Annotated in this window: 17 protein-coding genes and 1 riboswitch; of the genes, 9 read left to right on the forward strand and 8 right to left on the reverse strand. The window is 39.3% G+C overall.

From position 1 onward, the window contains the following. Positions 1-35: 35 nt before the first annotated feature. The 4 genes from V7161_RS13680 (at position 36) to addA (ending at position 8709) form a co-directional block, all read left to right on the forward strand. Positions 36-704: a TVP38/TMEM64 family protein gene (locus V7161_RS13680; RefSeq protein WP_335445694.1), complete on the forward strand. Its 669-nt coding sequence runs from the start codon at positions 36-38 to the stop codon at positions 702-704. Continuing rightward, positions 694-1248 carry a signal peptidase I gene (gene lepB, locus V7161_RS13685; protein WP_335445695.1) on the forward strand — a complete coding sequence of 185 codons (555 nt, stop codon included), beginning with the start codon at positions 694-696 and terminating at the stop codon, positions 1246-1248. The genes V7161_RS13680 and lepB overlap by 11 nt, the downstream gene beginning before the upstream one ends. Positions 1249-1451: 203 nt before the next feature. Further along, positions 1452-4937 (forward strand): helicase-exonuclease AddAB subunit AddB, encoded by a 3486-nt coding sequence (addB, locus tag V7161_RS13690; RefSeq protein WP_335445697.1) that lies wholly within the window; start codon positions 1452-1454, stop codon positions 4935-4937. Further along, positions 4930-8709: a helicase-exonuclease AddAB subunit AddA gene (gene addA / locus V7161_RS13695; protein ID WP_335445699.1), complete on the forward strand. Its 3780-nt coding sequence runs from the start codon at positions 4930-4932 to the stop codon at positions 8707-8709. Before addB ends, addA begins: the two co-directional genes overlap by 8 nt. 42 nt (positions 8710-8751) lie before the next feature. Here the strand turns inward: addA and V7161_RS13700 are convergent, their stop codons facing one another. The 6 genes from V7161_RS13700 to V7161_RS13725 form a co-directional block, all read right to left on the reverse strand. Continuing rightward, positions 8752-8970: a spore germination protein gene (locus V7161_RS13700; protein ID WP_223592895.1), complete on the reverse strand. Its 219-nt coding sequence runs from the start codon at positions 8968-8970 to the stop codon at positions 8752-8754. 79 nt (positions 8971-9049) lie between these two features. Beyond that, positions 9050-9457: a spore germination protein GerPE gene (locus tag V7161_RS13705; protein WP_335445700.1), complete on the reverse strand. Its 408-nt coding sequence runs from the start codon at positions 9455-9457 to the stop codon at positions 9050-9052. A gap of 2 nt (positions 9458-9459) precedes the next feature. Continuing rightward, positions 9460-9642: a spore gernimation protein GerPD gene (locus V7161_RS13710; RefSeq protein WP_289982827.1), complete on the reverse strand. Its 183-nt coding sequence runs from the start codon at positions 9640-9642 to the stop codon at positions 9460-9462. Next, positions 9632-10252: a spore germination protein GerPC gene (gene gerPC / locus V7161_RS13715; protein ID WP_335445702.1), complete on the reverse strand. Its 621-nt coding sequence runs from the start codon at positions 10250-10252 to the stop codon at positions 9632-9634. The genes V7161_RS13710 and gerPC overlap by 11 nt, the downstream gene beginning before the upstream one ends. 9 nt (positions 10253-10261) lie before the next feature. After that, positions 10262-10504 (reverse strand): spore germination protein GerPB, encoded by a 243-nt coding sequence (locus V7161_RS13720; protein ID WP_335445704.1) that lies wholly within the window; start codon positions 10502-10504, stop codon positions 10262-10264. Between the two features lie 17 nt (positions 10505-10521). Beyond that, complete coding sequence (locus V7161_RS13725; RefSeq protein ID WP_335445706.1) at positions 10522-10743, reverse strand: spore germination protein; 222 nt, start codon at positions 10741-10743, stop codon at positions 10522-10524. A gap of 214 nt (positions 10744-10957) precedes the next feature. Further along, positions 10958-11044: riboswitch (cyclic di-GMP riboswitch) on the forward strand. A gap of 17 nt (positions 11045-11061) precedes the next feature. Here V7161_RS13725 and V7161_RS13730 point away from each other — a divergent pair. From V7161_RS13730 to V7161_RS13745, 4 genes are all read left to right on the forward strand, one after another. Further along, positions 11062-11502 carry an ATPase, T2SS/T4P/T4SS family gene (locus V7161_RS13730; protein ID WP_335445708.1) on the forward strand — a complete coding sequence of 147 codons (441 nt, stop codon included), beginning with the start codon at positions 11062-11064 and terminating at the stop codon, positions 11500-11502. 115 nt (positions 11503-11617) lie between these two features. Next, positions 11618-11986, forward strand: a complete 369-nt coding sequence (locus tag V7161_RS13735; protein WP_335445710.1) for a YisL family protein — start codon at positions 11618-11620, stop codon at positions 11984-11986. Between the two features lie 124 nt (positions 11987-12110). Next, complete coding sequence (locus tag V7161_RS13740; RefSeq protein ID WP_335445712.1) at positions 12111-12383, forward strand: ubiquitin-like small modifier protein 1; 273 nt, start codon at positions 12111-12113, stop codon at positions 12381-12383. A 1-nt stretch (position 12384) separates the two neighbouring features. After that, positions 12385-12657 (forward strand): hypothetical protein, encoded by a 273-nt coding sequence (locus tag V7161_RS13745; RefSeq protein ID WP_335445714.1) that lies wholly within the window; start codon positions 12385-12387, stop codon positions 12655-12657. Positions 12658-12696: 39 nt separating this feature from the next. Here V7161_RS13745 and V7161_RS13750 read toward each other — a convergent pair whose 3' ends face one another. Further along, positions 12697-14529 (reverse strand): aldehyde ferredoxin oxidoreductase family protein, encoded by a 1833-nt coding sequence (locus V7161_RS13750; protein ID WP_335445716.1) that lies wholly within the window; start codon positions 14527-14529, stop codon positions 12697-12699. 157 nt (positions 14530-14686) lie between these two features. Between V7161_RS13750 and V7161_RS13755 the strand changes: the two genes are divergently transcribed. Next, on the forward strand, positions 14687-15715 hold the full coding sequence (locus tag V7161_RS13755; RefSeq protein ID WP_335445718.1) for a ThiF family adenylyltransferase: 1029 nt from the start codon (positions 14687-14689) through the stop codon (positions 15713-15715). 31 nt (positions 15716-15746) lie between these two features. Here V7161_RS13755 and V7161_RS13760 read toward each other — a convergent pair whose 3' ends face one another. Continuing rightward, on the reverse strand, positions 15747-16310 hold the full coding sequence (locus V7161_RS13760; protein ID WP_223592879.1) for a DUF2777 domain-containing protein: 564 nt from the start codon (positions 16308-16310) through the stop codon (positions 15747-15749). Between the last annotated feature and the right edge of the window lie 149 nt (positions 16311-16459).

The raw sequence follows: 16459 nt of genomic DNA on the forward strand, positions 1-16459 counted from the left end.
ATCTAAAATAATGGAAATAGAATAAGGAGAAACGGATGGATTTCGAAACGATTAGAGCATGGTTTACAATTGAGAATTTAATGAATCTTATCCAGGAATATCGGGCTCTTGGTCCCATCCCTGTCATATTGCTTATTGTTATCGAAGCCTTTTTGCCGTTTCTCCCTTTATTTTTGTTTGTGATGGCTAATGCCAGTGCATTTGGGCTTTGGCTGGGGTTTCTATATTCCTGGCTGGGTGCCTGCATTGGTGCGTTACTGGTATTTACTTTAATCAGAAAATATGGACAAAAAAGGCTTTTATCCTTTTTGCCTAATCACCCGAAGGTTCGAAAATTAATGGACTGGGTTGACAGGCATGGCTTTGGTCCTCTCTTCATATTACTATGTTTTCCCTTTACACCCTCAGCAGTCGTGAATATTGTCGCCGGACTTTCGAAAATCAGCGTTGCTCAATATATGCTTGCGGTATGTATTGGAAAACTAGTGATGATTTTCACTCTAAGCTTTGTGGGTTATGACATTCATTCCTTGATAACACAGCCGTATCGAACGGTTATTGTATTAATTGTTATTTTCATCCTGTGGTATGTAGGTAAACGAATCGAGATTAGATTGAATAAACCATTAGAAAATGTCCATACTGGAGAAATAGATAGAATGAAAGAACAGGAGAAACGGAGGAGGAATGTCAGTGAAGATTGAATGGAAACAAGAAGGAATGGAATGGGTGAAGGCTTTTGCCATTGGTATCATCATTTTTGCTTTTATTCGAACCTTTTTCTTTTCAAATTATGTAGTCGAAGGCGAGTCAATGATGCCAACTCTTCAGGACGGAAATAAGCTGGTAGTGAATAAACTTGGATACCAAGTCGGAGAATTGCATCGTTTTGACGTAATTGTTTTTCATGCAAATGAAAAAGAAGATTTTGTAAAACGAATTATTGGATTACCTGGCGATAAAATCGAATACCGTGATGATACCTTGTACATTAACGGGCATAAGTATGATGAGCCATTTTTGAATGTGTATAAACAAAAGTCACCTGGTGTGAAAATTACAGGCGATTTCAGTTTAAAAGAAATTACGGGTGTAGAATCCGTGCCTAACGGAAAATTATTTGTACTCGGGGACAACCGATTAGGCAGCTGGGACAGCCGGCATTTTGGTTTTATTAATGCCCAACAAGTAGTCGGTAAGGTGGATTTGCGCTACTGGCCATTAAACGAAATGGACGTGCATTTTTAAGTAAATAAATGGAATAACACTGTTGATTGGAGCGGAAATCAACAGACAATATTAAAAAGGAAAACACGATTTTGCGATCGTGTTTTTTTATTACCAATTTTGGTATGAATCTGTCTTCAGCAATCCAAACGTTTGTACTCATATTATGATAGAATGAAAGATACAGAGTTTTTTTGAAGGGATAGGAAAGGAGAGGTTCATGCATGTCATTAAGAATGGTAATTGGGCGATCGGGAAGCGGAAAAACGACGATGTTTTTTGACGAAATTCATAATCAACTTTTGGAAGACCCAAAAGGAAATCCCATTATATATATTGCCCCAGAACAGATGACCTTTTTGTCTGAATACCGTATGGCTGTGAATCCAGAGATTGGCGGAATGATTCGGGCCCAAGTGTTTAGTTTTCCCCGCTTGGCATGGCGCATCCTACAAGAAACGGGTGGAATAAGCCGGGTTCATTTAAGCAGTGTCGGGATGAATATGCTGATCCGAAAAATAATTGATGACCAAAAGGATCAATTAAAATTGTTCCACCGGGCTGCCGATAAGAGTGGCTTTGTTCAGCAGCTAGAACAAATGATTACAGAATTTAAACGTTATTGTATTCGGCCGGAAGAGCTAATTCAAGATTCATTAAAGTCCGGAGGGGCCACCAAAGCCCTGCAGGATAAGTTGAATGATTTAGAACTAATTTATCAAAAATTTGAAGACGAGGTTTTTGGGAAGTACATTGATTCGGAAGATTATTTTAGACTTCTTGCAGAGAAAATCCAAGTCTCGGATTATCTCAAAGAGGCTGAAATCTATATAGATGGCTTTTATAACTTTTCACCGCAGGAATACCAGGTTATTCAAGAATTAATGAAGCACTGTAAACGCGTTTCGGTCGCCTTGACAACCGATCGGATATTGTTCGATGCTGTACCGGACGAATTGGAATTGTTCCGTTTAACTAGTGATGCCTGCTTTTCAATTTACGAAATAGCAAAAGCCTGCGGAATTGAAATCGAACGACCAATATTCCTAAAAGAACAAAAAAAATGGCAAACGATGTCATTGGCTCATTTAGAGGAAAAGTTTGATGTCCGCCCAGCGGAAGCTTTTCATGGGGATACAGCCATTACGATTTTTCAGGCAGTAAATCGGCGCGCCGAAATAGAGGGGATTGCAAGAGAAATTCGCCAATTAGTTCGAACAAAGGGGTACCGCTTTCGAGATATGGCGGTATTGATAAGAAATGGTGCCGATTATCATGAGACGGTTGAACCTGTTTTCGCTGATTATCAGATTCCTTATTTTATCGACCAGAAAAGGACAATGCTAAACCATCCTCTAATTGAGCTCATTCGTTCAAGCCTTGAAGTCATTAATTCTTATTGGCGCTATGAGTCTGTCTTCAGGGTAATAAAAACTGAATTAATCTACCCTTTGCAGGATAATCCCGCAAAAATGCGAGAGAAGCTTGATAAATTGGAAAACTATGTTTTAGCATATGGAATAAACGGCAGTAAGTGGACGAAAAAGGATCGATGGAGTTATCGGCGAATAAGAGCATTGGAGTTGGAAACAAATGTTCAAACAGATGCAGAAAAAGAAATGGAGCAGGAATTAAATGAGTTAAAACTTATGATAACTGCTCCAATACTGCGTCTAACACGCCGCTTGAAAAAAGCAGATACAGGAAGAAAGCTTTGTGAAGCCGTTTATTTATTTTTAGAGGAGTTAGATATTCCTGCGAAGCTGGAAAACTGGAAAATAGCGGCTGAAGAGCAAGGGAATTTAGTTAGAGCAAGAGAACACGAACAGGTTTGGAATTCTGTAATTGATTTACTTGACCAATATGTTGAAATATTGGGAGAAGAGTCTGTTTCATTAAAAACGTTTGCTTCCATTTTAGAAACGGGCTTTGAATCAATGCATTTTTCCCTAATTCCGCCAGCACTCGACCAAGTATTAATTGGAGATTTGGAGAAATCACGCCTGACTGAAATCAAGGTGGTCTTTGTAGTGGGTGTTAATGAAGGCATCTTGCCTGGTAAAATTTCTGGTGATGGAATTTTAGCAGATGAAGATAGAGAAATGTTAGTAGACGCAGGCATTAAGGTGGCTCCTAGCAGCAGGACGCGCCTGCTGGACGAGAACTTCTTGGCCTATAAAGCTTTTACAGCACCTTCCGAAATCCTATACGTAAGTTATCCCTTAGCAAATGATGAAGGAAAAGCTTTGATTCCGTCTTCGTATATTAAAAGAATAAAAGATATGTTTCCAGACGTCCGAGAGGATTTCTATGTTACAGACCCTGCTGAATTAACGGAGGAGGGTCAATTAAGCTTTGTATCGAATGTAACAACTGCCTTATCCTATCTTAATTCCCAGCTGCAATTAAACAAACGTCATTATCCGATTTCTGATTTATGGTGGGATGTTTATAACTTTTATATGAAGAGCAAGTGGAAGGGACAGGCTTTTAAAGTTTTCTCAAGTCTTTTTTACACTAATCAGGCTGTGAAGCTTTCGAAAGAAGTAGCAGATGAACTATATGGTGAAGCAATTCAGGCAAGTGTTTCCAGAATGGAACTTTATAATGGTTGTGCTTTCTCACATTTCGCCCAGCATGGACTAAAACTTCGTGAGCGGCAGGTATTCCGTTTAGAAGCACCAGACATTGGGGAATTATTTCATGCTGCTTTAAAGCAGATTGCGGATATCGTCAATGAACAAAATTTAACATGGGCGCAGTTAACGCGTCAGCAATGTGAGGAACTTTCAAAAGAAGCAGTTAAGACATTGGCACCTAAGCTTCAAAATGAAATTCTTCTCAGCTCAGAGCGCCATCTTTATATCAAGCGAAAATTGGAGCAAATTATTACTCGTGCTTCTCTTGTTTTAAGCGAGCATGCAAAAGTGAGTGGATTCTCGCCAATCGGTTTGGAATTAGCTTTTGGACCGAATGGCAAGCTGCCACCGTTGTCCTTCACTTTGAAAAATGGAAAAAAGATGGAGTTAGCAGGAAGGATTGACCGGGTTGACCAAGCGAAAGGTGAAGATGACCAGGTATTTTTACGAGTGATTGATTACAAATCTAGCGAAAAGGATGTCAATTTAACGGAAGTGTATTATGGCCTTGCCCTTCAAATGTTAACCTATCTTGATATTGTTATGACGCATTCAAAAGAATTGGTAGAGATGCAAGCAAGTCCCGCTGGTGTTCTATATTTTCATGTTCATAATCCATTCATTAATACTACCAAAATGCTGACAATTGATGAAATTGAAAATCAAATCATGAAAAAATTTAAAATGAATGGGTTAATGCTGAGTGATCAAAATGTCATCCGCATGATGGACCAATCCCTTGAATCCGGCGATTCGCAAATAATTGCTGCTGGCATTAAGAAGGACGGTAATTTGTCCAAAAAATCTAAGGTTGCCAGTTTAAATGAATTCAACAATCTCAAAAACCATATCCGTAAGTTATATCAAAAAACAGGAAATGCCATTATCGATGGCGAGATTGGCATCACACCATACAAACTGAAGGATAAAACACCTTGTACATTTTGCGTCTATAAATCAGTATGTCAATTTGATGAATCGATTGAAAACAATCAATACAAGATTCTAACACCATATTCGAAGGAAGAGGTATTGGGATTAATACGGAAGGAGGTTGATTCAAATGAGTAATTATGTTATTCCGCCAAAGCCGGAAAACATGACATGGACTGATGACCAGTGGAAAGCGATAATGGCGAGAGATAAAGATATTCTTGTCGCCGCGGCGGCAGGGTCTGGAAAAACTGCTGTTTTAGTCGAGAGAATCATTCGAAAAATTCTTTCGGAGGATAATCCAATCGATGTTGATGAATTATTAGTCGTGACATTTACAAATGCTTCGGCAGCTGAGATGCGACACCGGATTGGCGAGGCATTGGAAAGAGCACTCGATGCAGATCCAAGCTCCCGCCACTTAAGAAAACAGCTTAGTTTGCTGAATAAAGCATCCATTTCAACACTTCATTCTTTTTGCATGGAGGTAATCCGGAAATATTATTATTTAATCGATGTTGACCCAGGATTTAGAATCGCGGATGAAACTGAAGCGCAACTAATCAGGGATGAAGTAATGGACGAGTTGTTTGAAGAAGAATATGGAAAAGGGGAGAATGAGGTTTTTTTTAAATTGGTCGATTCATTCACGAATGATCGGAGTGATTCGGCATTAATGGATATTGTTCGATCCATTTATGATTTTGCCCGGTCCAATCCTCTCCCTGATGAATATTTACATGGGATTGTTTCTATGTATGATGTAGGCGGGATTACCAATATAGAAGAACTTCCTTTTACCCATGCGCTCCTTTTTGATATTGAATTACAGTTGGATGCAGCCAAGGAAATGATTAAAAAGGGGTTGGAACTAACAAAGCTGCCAGGAGGTCCCTCCCCGAGGGCGGAAAATTTTATTGATGATTTACAGGTCATTGATACGCTTATTTTAGCTAAACAAGATTCATGGGCAGTTCTATATCAGGCAATGCAGAACTGGTCATTTTCTACTGCCAAAAGGCTGAAAAAAGGCGAATATGATGAAAGTATGACAGAAAAGGCACAAAAGCTAAGGGAAAAGGCAAAGAAGAAAATTCAAGATATTAAAGAAGAGCTCTTTTCTCGGAGGCCGGAAAGTTTTTTACATGATATGGAGGAAATGCTGCCTCTAATTGAAACACTTGTCCATCTCGTTAAAGAATTTTCCGTACGGTTTGAAAAAGCAAAAAAAGTGAAAGGTCTTGTGGATTATGCGGATTTAGAGCATTATTGCCTTTATATTTTAACAGGTCATATTTCGCCAGAAGGAGAATTTTTCCCCTCTGAAGCAGCCCTCGCTTTTCGAAATCATTTTAAAGAGGTCTATTGTGACGAATATCAGGACACGAATATGGTGCAGGAAACGATTTTAAAGCTGGTAGCAAAGCCGGAGGAGGCAAGCGGCAACCTATTTATGGTCGGGGATGTTAAGCAATCGATTTACCGATTTCGCTTAGCTGAGCCAAATCTGTTTTTAGGAAAGTATAATCGTTTCCGTCTTGGTGGGGACTCGACAGGTCTTAGAATTGATTTAGCCCAGAATTTCCGCAGCCGGAAAGAGGTTCTCGATGCCACCAATTATTTATTTAAACAAATTATGGGTGTTAAGGTCGGGGAAATTGCTTATGACGAAGCTGCAGAATTGAAAAATGGTGCACCGTATCCCGAGGAAGTTCCCTATCCCGTAGAGGTTATGATGATTGACCAAACAGCAGAAACAGCCGAATCGACTTCAGACAGCGAAGGTGAGTCCAATGATGTGGCGCCTGAATTTGATCAGGCAGATCTTGAACAGTCTCAGCTGGAAGCGAGAGTAATCGCCGCCAAAATAAAGGAATTAGTTGCAGAAGGAGCACCAGTTTATAATACAAAAACGAAATCGGAACGGCCTATAATGTATCGGGATATCGTCATTCTCCTCCGTTCCATGACGTGGGCACCTCAAATTATGGAGGAATTCAAGCAACAAGGAATTCCAATTTATGCCAATTTATCCACTGGCTATTTTGAAGCTACCGAAGTGGCAATAATGCTTTCTCTACTCCGGGTTATTGATAATCCTTACCAGGACATTCCTTTAGCGTCGGTACTGCGTTCGCCAATTGTTGGTATAAATGAAGAAGAGTTATCAAAGATTCGTATTCATCAGAAAAGGGGATCTTTTTGGGAGGCTGTTTCTGCTTTTTGCCGGAGTAGGGAAACTGAAAGTAATGAAGCTTTTTATGAAAAAGTTCGCCTGTTTTATGACTCCTTAAAAGTTTGGCGGGAATTAGCACGTCAAGGCTCGCTTTCCGAATTAATCTGGCAGCTTTATCGGGACACACAGTTTTACGATTTTGTTGGTGGCCTCCCAGGCGGTAAACAAAGGCAGGCGAATTTGCGGGCCTTTTATGATAGGGCGCGAGGTTATGAACAAACCTCATTTCGCGGATTGTTCCGCTTTTTACGTTTCGTAGAACGAATGATGGAAAGAGGGGATGACCTCGGTGCAGCACGAGCACTTGGGGAGCAGGAGGATGTTGTGAGGATTATGACGATTCACAGCAGTAAAGGATTGGAATTTCCGATTGTTTTTATGGCTGGTATGGCGAGAAACTTTAATATGATGGATATACGAAAATCATATATGCTTGATAAGGAATTCGGATTTGCCTCAAAGTATGTCAATTCTGAAAAAAGAATATCCTATCCGTCCTTACCGCAAATTGCGTTTAAGCGAAAAAAGAAAATGGAAATGCTTGCAGAAGAAATGCGGGTGTTATATGTGGCCATGACAAGGGCGAAGGAGAAGCTTTACATGACAGCTACATTAAAGGAAGCGATAAAAAAGATTGAGCAATGGATAGACATGTCCACGAATCAAGAATGGCTGTTAAAGGATTATGAGCGCGCAAGCAGCACTAGTTATATTGATTGGATAGGACCGGCACTTATCCGTCATCAGAACAGCAAGATGTTAAACCCTACTGCTGACGCAAATGGGTTTATACCGGAGGAAATTACACATCATTCCTCCCGTTGGAAAATTTCCATTATGTCTGCAGAAGAAATAAAAAAACAGGAAGTAAATTTAGAAATAGAAGAGGACCATAACTTAGAATTGGTTCAAAAGGGAAATGTCGTTCCGGTAACATCTGCTTACTCAGAAGAAATTAATTCGAGACTGTCGTGGGAATATTTATATCCAAATGCGTCATCTCATCGCTCTAAGCAAACCGTCTCTGAAATGAAACGCCAGCGGGAGATAGCTGATGAGCAAAGTGGTACAGACCTTGTTCGCCGAATTAAAAAGCCAATTTTAAGCCGGCCTAAATTTATGCAGGAAAAGTCAATAAGCCCTGCAGAGCGTGGTACTGCCATGCACATGGTGATGCAGCACGTGGATTTGACAAAGCCAATTACGAATGAGTCTGTTCTCAAGCAGCTAGGCCGGATGGTTCAGAATGAATTACTAACAGAGGAGCAAGCGGGAATTATCGACACCAATTTGATTTGTCAATTTTTTAAAACAGAATTGGGGCAAAAATATTTTTCGGCTAAGACTATTTATAGAGAAATTCCGTTTACACTTACACTGCCAGCAAATGAAGTTTATTCAGATTGGAAGGACGAGAATGAATCTGTTTTTGTTCAAGGGATTATTGACTGCATTCTTGAAGATGAGAATGGACTAATCCTAATCGACTATAAATCTGATGGAATTAATGACAGATATAAGGGCGGGTTTATCCAGGCAAGACCAATTCTTGAAAATAGATACAGACTGCAAATTGATATTTATTCAAAAGCTATCGAACAAATTTGGAGAAGAAAGATTTCGCAAAGATATTTATTTTTCTTCGACGGGGCTCATATATTGAAACTTGAATAATACAAAAAATGACATAGACCAATGTATTGGTTTATGTCATTTTTAATTATTGCCCGCTATAGGCTGATCAATTAAATTAGTATCAAGAACATTGGTTCCATTTAAACCGTTATTTGTTACAATTAATCCACCAGTATTAAATGCCCCTGAACCTGCTGCAGTTTTAGAGGCGCTTTTTGGAGATATATAAACAGTATCTCCGAATTGAACAATTCCCCCGCCTACGTTTACAATTTGTACTGGACCAATAATTGCTGGCATAAAAAACATCCTTTTGGGTTTTTACTCCATTAATATGATTCTACTGGTAACCTATTCGTTTATCGTTGTCCCTGTTCGTTTATTTTTCACTCTGCCTCTCCTTATCCTCCTCCGAACTAGGAATAGGAAGGAGCTGTCTAATATGCTTAACTCTTGCCTCCATGGATATATGATTACTGTTTCCAACGTGAAGAAGAGAAGAAGAAGATACGCCGATAATATCGATTGTGTTAACTTTAATTTTAGGACTTTGATTGTGAGTATAGAAAGTAACAGCTTCAGTAATTGGTTGGAAAGGAATAGGCTCAGAAAATACCCGATAGGGGGAGAGAGCTCCTTCATCCCCATAAAAAATTTCTGCTTCCCTTTGAACTGCTAAAGCTCGTGACAATCCATTCACAATGCAAGAATCCCCCAATTGAAAAATAGAGGCAAAAGAAAAAATCTCAACGTTTATTCTGTCCACACAAGAAGTCCGTTCAAACATAATTATCTCCCTTCCGGTGCTAAAGGAACAAACGGTCCAATGATTAACGATTCTGCAGGGGTATCGAATGTAGACGCAAGCTGGATTGTTTCAGTATCGCCTACGAAGACTAATGAGGAACTCGCTACCCCAATAATGCGGATACTTCCTACACAGAGTTCCCTATTATAGACTTCAAAGTTCATTCTTTCCCATTCCTTTCACATGTTCTGGCAAATTGTTTAAAAATAAATGTACGCCATTTTGGATTTCCTGCTTTAAGGTTTCAATGATGAACTCCTCAAAATTGGCATGTTCTGAAGAAGTGTTCCTAGTTTTATGGGTGTTTAGATGGTATTCAATTCTATTGGGAAGCTGTTTGATGATATCTTGTTTAATAAAGGATAAATACGATTCATTCGGCTGCAGGCCTAATTCCTTCTCAGTATTTTCTACTAAGAGTGGTAAATCTGTTTCTAAATATCTATAAATTGCTTCTTCAATTTTCATTGATCGTTGCATTTGAGCTTTTGGGGCGATGGGAGTGGTTAATGATTGATTTTGTACCGCAAAGTCTTCGACTTCGGATAAATCGGATGGATTTAGGCCAATGTTTAAGGTTCCTTCAAGAGTTTCGACTTTCAATTGATCAAATTTATATTCGATTTTATCGACGTGTATAGCCTTCCTTTCATTTAATTGCTTCATTTCTTCTTTCATTCTTTTTAGAGAAGACTCTAGCGCCGCAATTCTTTGTTCTTGAGCTTGAAGAGTCATTTGTAGCCATTGAAGGTATTGGTGAAAATCCTGATACATTCAATCACCTCACAATTTTCCTGTCGTTCGTACCGGCGCCTGTAAAGGGACGGCAGGGGCACTCATGGAGGTTGATGGAAGCTGCCCAACTTTCTTTGCAGTAGGTGCAGGCCCTGTAAATCCTCCAGTATTGTAAAGATGTGCCGCCGGTTTTATGATTCCAGCGCTGCCAATTTGAAAGACAGAGGAATTGGATATTCCATTAATTCTAATAAAATGAATCTGAATGGACTGCTGGATATAAAAATTCATTGTAAACCACCCATTCATTAAGCGTTAAGAGCGATTCCTTGATCGATGACATCAGAGTCAGCTGTGTTGGTTGAGCTAATATTATTATGAAGAAGTAAGCTTTCTCCGGTATTGAAGGACCCTGCTCCGGAAAAGGTTTTGGCAGTGGAGAGGGGCATAATCTTATAAACGTCGCCAATATGGAAAACAGAGCTGCTTCCAAGTGTTATGACCTGTGCAACTCCAACAATTGCTGGCATGTTCAACACCCTTTTTTTATTAATATCTTTACATTCTATGATTGGGCGAGTGTAATGTGATTCATTAGCCCAAATAAAGTTTTTTATTGAAAAACATTAAAATGAGTCAAAACGACTATTGTTTAAGGTTATAAATGATAGATTAGTAGGATATTCTGTGAGGTAAAATCATACTATGATAATAGTGAGAACAGTCGATAACAAATTTACTGATTCTCGATAAAGGCAAAACTGATGAAAATCAGTGACGCAAAGCTAAAGGGGCTAAAGTGCATTAGCACAATGCCAGCCAGTTACCGAAAGAGGAGGGTCGACTGAATGGGTCTATTAAAGCGCATTCAAGAAAAAAATAATCAAACAGGCGGAGGATTGAAAAAAGTATCATCTTCCGGTGGAAGTTTATCATCTACACCGAAACTTAAGATGATAACTCCTTTCCATGTATTTGGGCCGATTAAATCACTTCTTTTGGATAGTGATGTTACAGAAGTTTTGGTGAATGGACCAAACGAAGTGTACTGTAAACGGAATGGTAAAATATTATTAACATCCACTCAATTCCGAAATAACGAGCATTTAATAAGTGTAATAAAAAAAATTGGCACCACTTTTGGAAGAAAAATTGACGAAAATTCACCGATGATTGATATCACGCTGCCAGATGAAGGGCAGGTTAGAGCCATGATTCCACCACTTGTTTCATACGGCCCAATGATAACAATCACCAAAAATTCAAAAAAATTTTCTGACATGAATTAGTAACAATATCATATTAATTATCTATTTTAGAACATACTTTTTTCGATTTTTGGAACTCCCTATGGTATGATAGTTTCCGAATAAACGAAATAAACATACATAAGGAGGCAATTCGATGATTCACGCTCATATTACTTCGTGGGTTTTAGCGCTAATATTATTTTTTGTGGCTCTTTCCTTACATAAAGGAGGAAAAGCAAAAGGTGCTAAAATTGTTCAAATGATCTTAAGGGTGCTGTACTTACTCATTATAGCAACAGGAATTGGGCTTCTAGCTAAATTAAACGGGATTGGAAATATTACACCAATGTATTGGTTAAAAGCTGTCGTTGGTCTCTGGATAATTGGCTTATTTGAAATGATTCTTGGCAGAGTTGCTAACCAAAGAAGAGTTTCTGCATTTTGGATTCAGTTTGTGGTGGCATTTCTGCTAGTATTATATTTAGGCTTTGTTCAACTGCCTATGTCATTTTTGAGTCCCTGATATTTGTACAAGGAATGGCTGTCTATTTAAGACAGCCTATTTGTTTGCGCTTTTTTAAGATAACCCTAGTGACAAGTTAGTTATTTACTTTTAATATTGAAATATATAGAGAGGAGAGGGTTTTGTGCTTGTAAAGGTGTTTGCTAATCTCCGGCAAATTTGTGGTGGAGTTACTGTAGAAGTTCAGCCAGATGGCGAACGAGTAATTGATGTTCTTGAGAAAATGGTTGAAATGTTTCCTGATTTACAAAATGAAATTTTTTCAAGTGAGAAAGCGCTGCTTCCTTTTGTTCATGTGTATGTAAATGGAAGGAATATTATCCATCTAGATGATCTTCAAACTAAAGTAAATGAAACGGATCAATTTGCTCTTTTTCCGCCTGTTGCAGGAGGTTAAAATGCCACATCGGGATTTAGAGTTTCGTGGGATTAGTAAGGAACATCTCGGTATGTATTTTGAAGAGCTCGGGGCAAGACGGATAACTGACTCATTCCCGTTTATTTATTCTGCAGATAGCTGGGAAGGGCAGGTTTTATCAGAAATGGAGATTTCTTTCACAAAAATATTTAAGGTCAATTCTATCCAAATTCGCATTAGTGCTAATGATGAGAATGAGCTGGATGACCTTATTAAAAAATATCGATATAAAACCACCAGAGTAGGCGGGTGAAAAAGGCTTCTGCAATATCTCGCAGAAGCCTTTTCATTATTAAATAGTTTGTTTTATTTCAGGATCAATAATCCCTAGTTCACGAAGCTTCTCACTTGTGGCTATGCCATCTTTCCAGCCGCGAACCTGGTAATACTCTTCTAGCATGATATCCATACGGCTTACATGACCAGCGCTGTTTCCTGATGCAGGTTCTTCAGTGAATCGTTTTGGAAGAAAGTCGTCTTCGCGTTTATCGAAGCCTGCAAGATTATTATAGTAGCGCTCAAGATTGTAAATTCTTTCTCCAGCCTTCATTACATCCTCAGCTGTCATCGGGATACCAGTCATGGCACCATATTGTTCTGCGTAGTGTTCAGCACTTTCAGAGAAAGACGAGAACTTGCAAATGTTCATAGAGTCAGAAAAGGCAAGCATGTCTTGGAATATTTTTAATAATTCGCCTTTGCCTTCTGGCTTTAACCGGTCAGTTGGTTCAGGAATACCGGCAATTTCACTCGCGACAGTATAGCCGCGCAAGTGACAGGCACCACGGTTGCTGGTTGCATAGCCAAGACCGATTCCTTGAATACCTCGTGGATCATAAGCAGGAATTGACTGACCTTTAACGGACATAGATAATTCAGGGGCGCCCCAGAGAGCAGTTGCACGCGCGGGACCTTCAGCTAAAATACCGCCAAAGCCTTCACGATGGGCAATTTTTCTTGTTAATTCAATCATGGAATCAGCATCGCCCCAAATCAGTTCTTCGGATATGATGCCTTTCTCATAGGCCTCCATGGTTACAGAGAAAGCATGACCAAGTTCGATTGTATCTAGACCATACTCATTACAGCGGTCAATTAGATAGGAAATCGCTTCGGCATTGCTTAAGAGGCAGTTTGAACCAAGGGACCAGGCAGATTCGAACTCAACGCTTTCTACTCGAGTTTTATATTTTCCATCTTTTACCTCTACTTCAATTTTACAACCTACAGGGCAGGCGTGGCAGGTATTGTTTGCGACCCGCAAATGGGTGTTTACGAATTCACCGCTGTGTTTTTCTGCTTCATCCCAATGTGTGAATTGTGAGTTTTTCGTTGGAAGGGCACCGACCTCATTGATGAGATTGGTCAATACATTTGTTCCATAAACAGATAAACCGCCCTTATTTGGCGCTGTTAGTCCGCCATCAAGGATCGCTTTTACCGCTTTTTTATTAGCTTCTTTGTAATCGCTTTCTAATTTTGCTGCTGGCATGTTTCCTTTTTGAGCAGCTTTGATAACAATCGCTTTTAACTTTTTATAGCCGGCAACTGCAGCAGTGCCGCCACGGCCTGCAGCACGATCATGCTCATTAATAAAGGATGCAAATCGAACAGTATTTTCACCGGCTTGACCAATCGTCATGACGCTAAGGTCTTCCTCACCGTATTGGTCCTTCATCGCCTTAATAAAGGCTCTTGTGCTTGTTCCCCAAAGATTTGAAGCATCCCGGAGTTCAGCCTGCCCATTTTCAATGTAAAGGTAAACAGGCTTATCGCTTTTTCCAGTGAAAATAATATTATCGACACCTGCCCACTTTAATCGTGCAGCCGTCCAGCCGCCGATGTGAGAATCAGTCACAGTACCTGTAAGTGGAGATTTTGTAACCACACAAAGTCGTCCGCTCATAGAAGAACGCGATCCCGTAACAGGGCCAGTCATGATACACAGAGCGTTTTCAGCAGATAATGGTTCTACTTCGGGACCATTATCTAATACATATTTGACACCGAGTCCACGGCCGCCTATGTATTTTTTTGCATCTTCTTCATTAATCGTTCTGTAATTTACAGTGCCGTTTGTTAAATCCACAACTACTTCTTTGTTTTTAAAACCGCCTAGATTCAAATTTTTCCCCTCTTTTCTATTTTGTGATTTTATACTAATCTCTAATTATATTAGAAAAAAATCTGAGAAGTTCTTCCAATATTTATTATAACTTTTAAAAAGATAAATTAAAATTAAAATATTTAGATAATTTGTTATTAGTGAGGAGAAGATTTTCATGAACGATTTAGAACGTTATTCAAGACAGATTCTCTTTCAGCCCATTGGTGAAGAGGGTCAGCGTAAATTGCTAAATAGCAGAGTAGCCATTGTTGGCGTTGGAGCACTTGGAACCGTGATTGCCAACCAGCTTACTCGCTCTGGGGTTGGCTATATCAAGTTAATAGATAGGGATTTAGTTGAACTATCAAATTTACAGAGGCAGATTCTTTTTGAGGAAAAGGATGCAAGATTACATTTACCCAAAGTGATTGCGGCAAAGAGCAAGCTAAATGCGATTAATTCCAGTGTAACAATTGAACCGGTGATTGCCGATGTGAACCTCGAAAACGCGGAGGATCTTTTAAAGGATGTCCATGTGATTGTTGATGGAACGGATAATTTTATGACGCGTTTTTTAATTAATGATGCAGCTGTTAAACACAGTATCCCTTGGGTTCATGGTGCAGCGGTCAGTTCAAGGGGGATGTTTGCAGCAATTATTCCGGGGAAAACACCTTGCTATCGCTGCCTGTTCCCACATGTTCCAACTGGAACGGGAGAAACCTGTGATACGATCGGGGTTCTTTCACCGCTTACAAGTATTATCGGTTCTTTTCAGGCAATGGAATCGATAAAAATAATCGTTGAGGCAGAGACGAGCCCGAACCTGGAACAATTGGATGTATGGTCAAATGAGTTTTTGCAAATGGATATAACAAAAGGGAGAAATCCAGATTGTCCGGCCTGTGGTAAACGGGAGTTTGAGTTTTTAGATCGGTCCTCTAGGCAGCAAATAGTCTATACAACTCTTTGCGGTCGAAATACAGTGCAAATATACTTTCGCGATAAAAGAGAAATTGATTTTAAAAAATTAGGAGCAAGTTTAAAGAAAAGCGGCAAAGTGCTTGCCAATGACTTTCTGCTCCGATTTTCCCCTGACGACCAAATTTCCATGGTTATTTTCAAGGATGGGCGTGTATTAGTCCATGGAACAAATGATAGTGTAAAAGCAAAATTACTTTATGCCAGATTTATTGGAAACTAAAAAAGGCTGGGATTATCCCTGCCTTTTCGTTTCATGAAATCATTTTCTCGATAATAAGTCTTTTTCCGGTATTTAAAGTGAATTCGAAGCGGTCGTTGACCTTTTCGTAGTAGAAAAAGTGATGCTGAACATTGCAAATTTGCTCCTGATTATCAAAAACCATAAAATTTACGCCATCTTTCCGGTGTTCATCCGATAAAAATGAGAGATGATTGTAGCAATAAATACAATCGTAAATGGAAAAGTTTAGTGAGTTTAATGTGGTAACAAATTGGAAGAAGGCGTCATCATTAACCCCTTCTAAAAGCCTTTCGAGGGAGTAGACTAAATGCTTCCGGATTCTCACCAAGTCATGGTCCCGAAGCATGGTCGCTTCTTTTCCGATTCGAATTTTCCCAGACTCATACAAAATCCCTTTTTTCCATCGATTCATCCGGAAAACTTCAATTTCCTGCTGTAGATAATCCTCCAGCATAGCTGCTTCTTCCGTCTCCTCATCAAAAAATATCCACTGATCATTAATTTGTTCGACTGTTCCCTCGGTATAGGCTCTTTGTTGAATATCGTATAGATTCATTCGTTGTTGTCGATTCATTATTAACCTCCGTACCAGATGCTTTCATCATCCTTTTTAGACATCTTCCTGAAATTTTATAACAAGGTAATTTTATTTTAATTTGCTGTGTTAAAGGCCATTGTTGATTATTACCACTGTTGATTGGAGCGGAAGGCACGAAGACTCCT

The sequence above is a fragment of the Neobacillus drentensis genome, from assembly GCF_036965425.1.
Classification (GTDB): Bacteria; Bacillota; Bacilli; order Bacillales; family Cytobacillaceae; genus Neobacillus; species Neobacillus drentensis_F.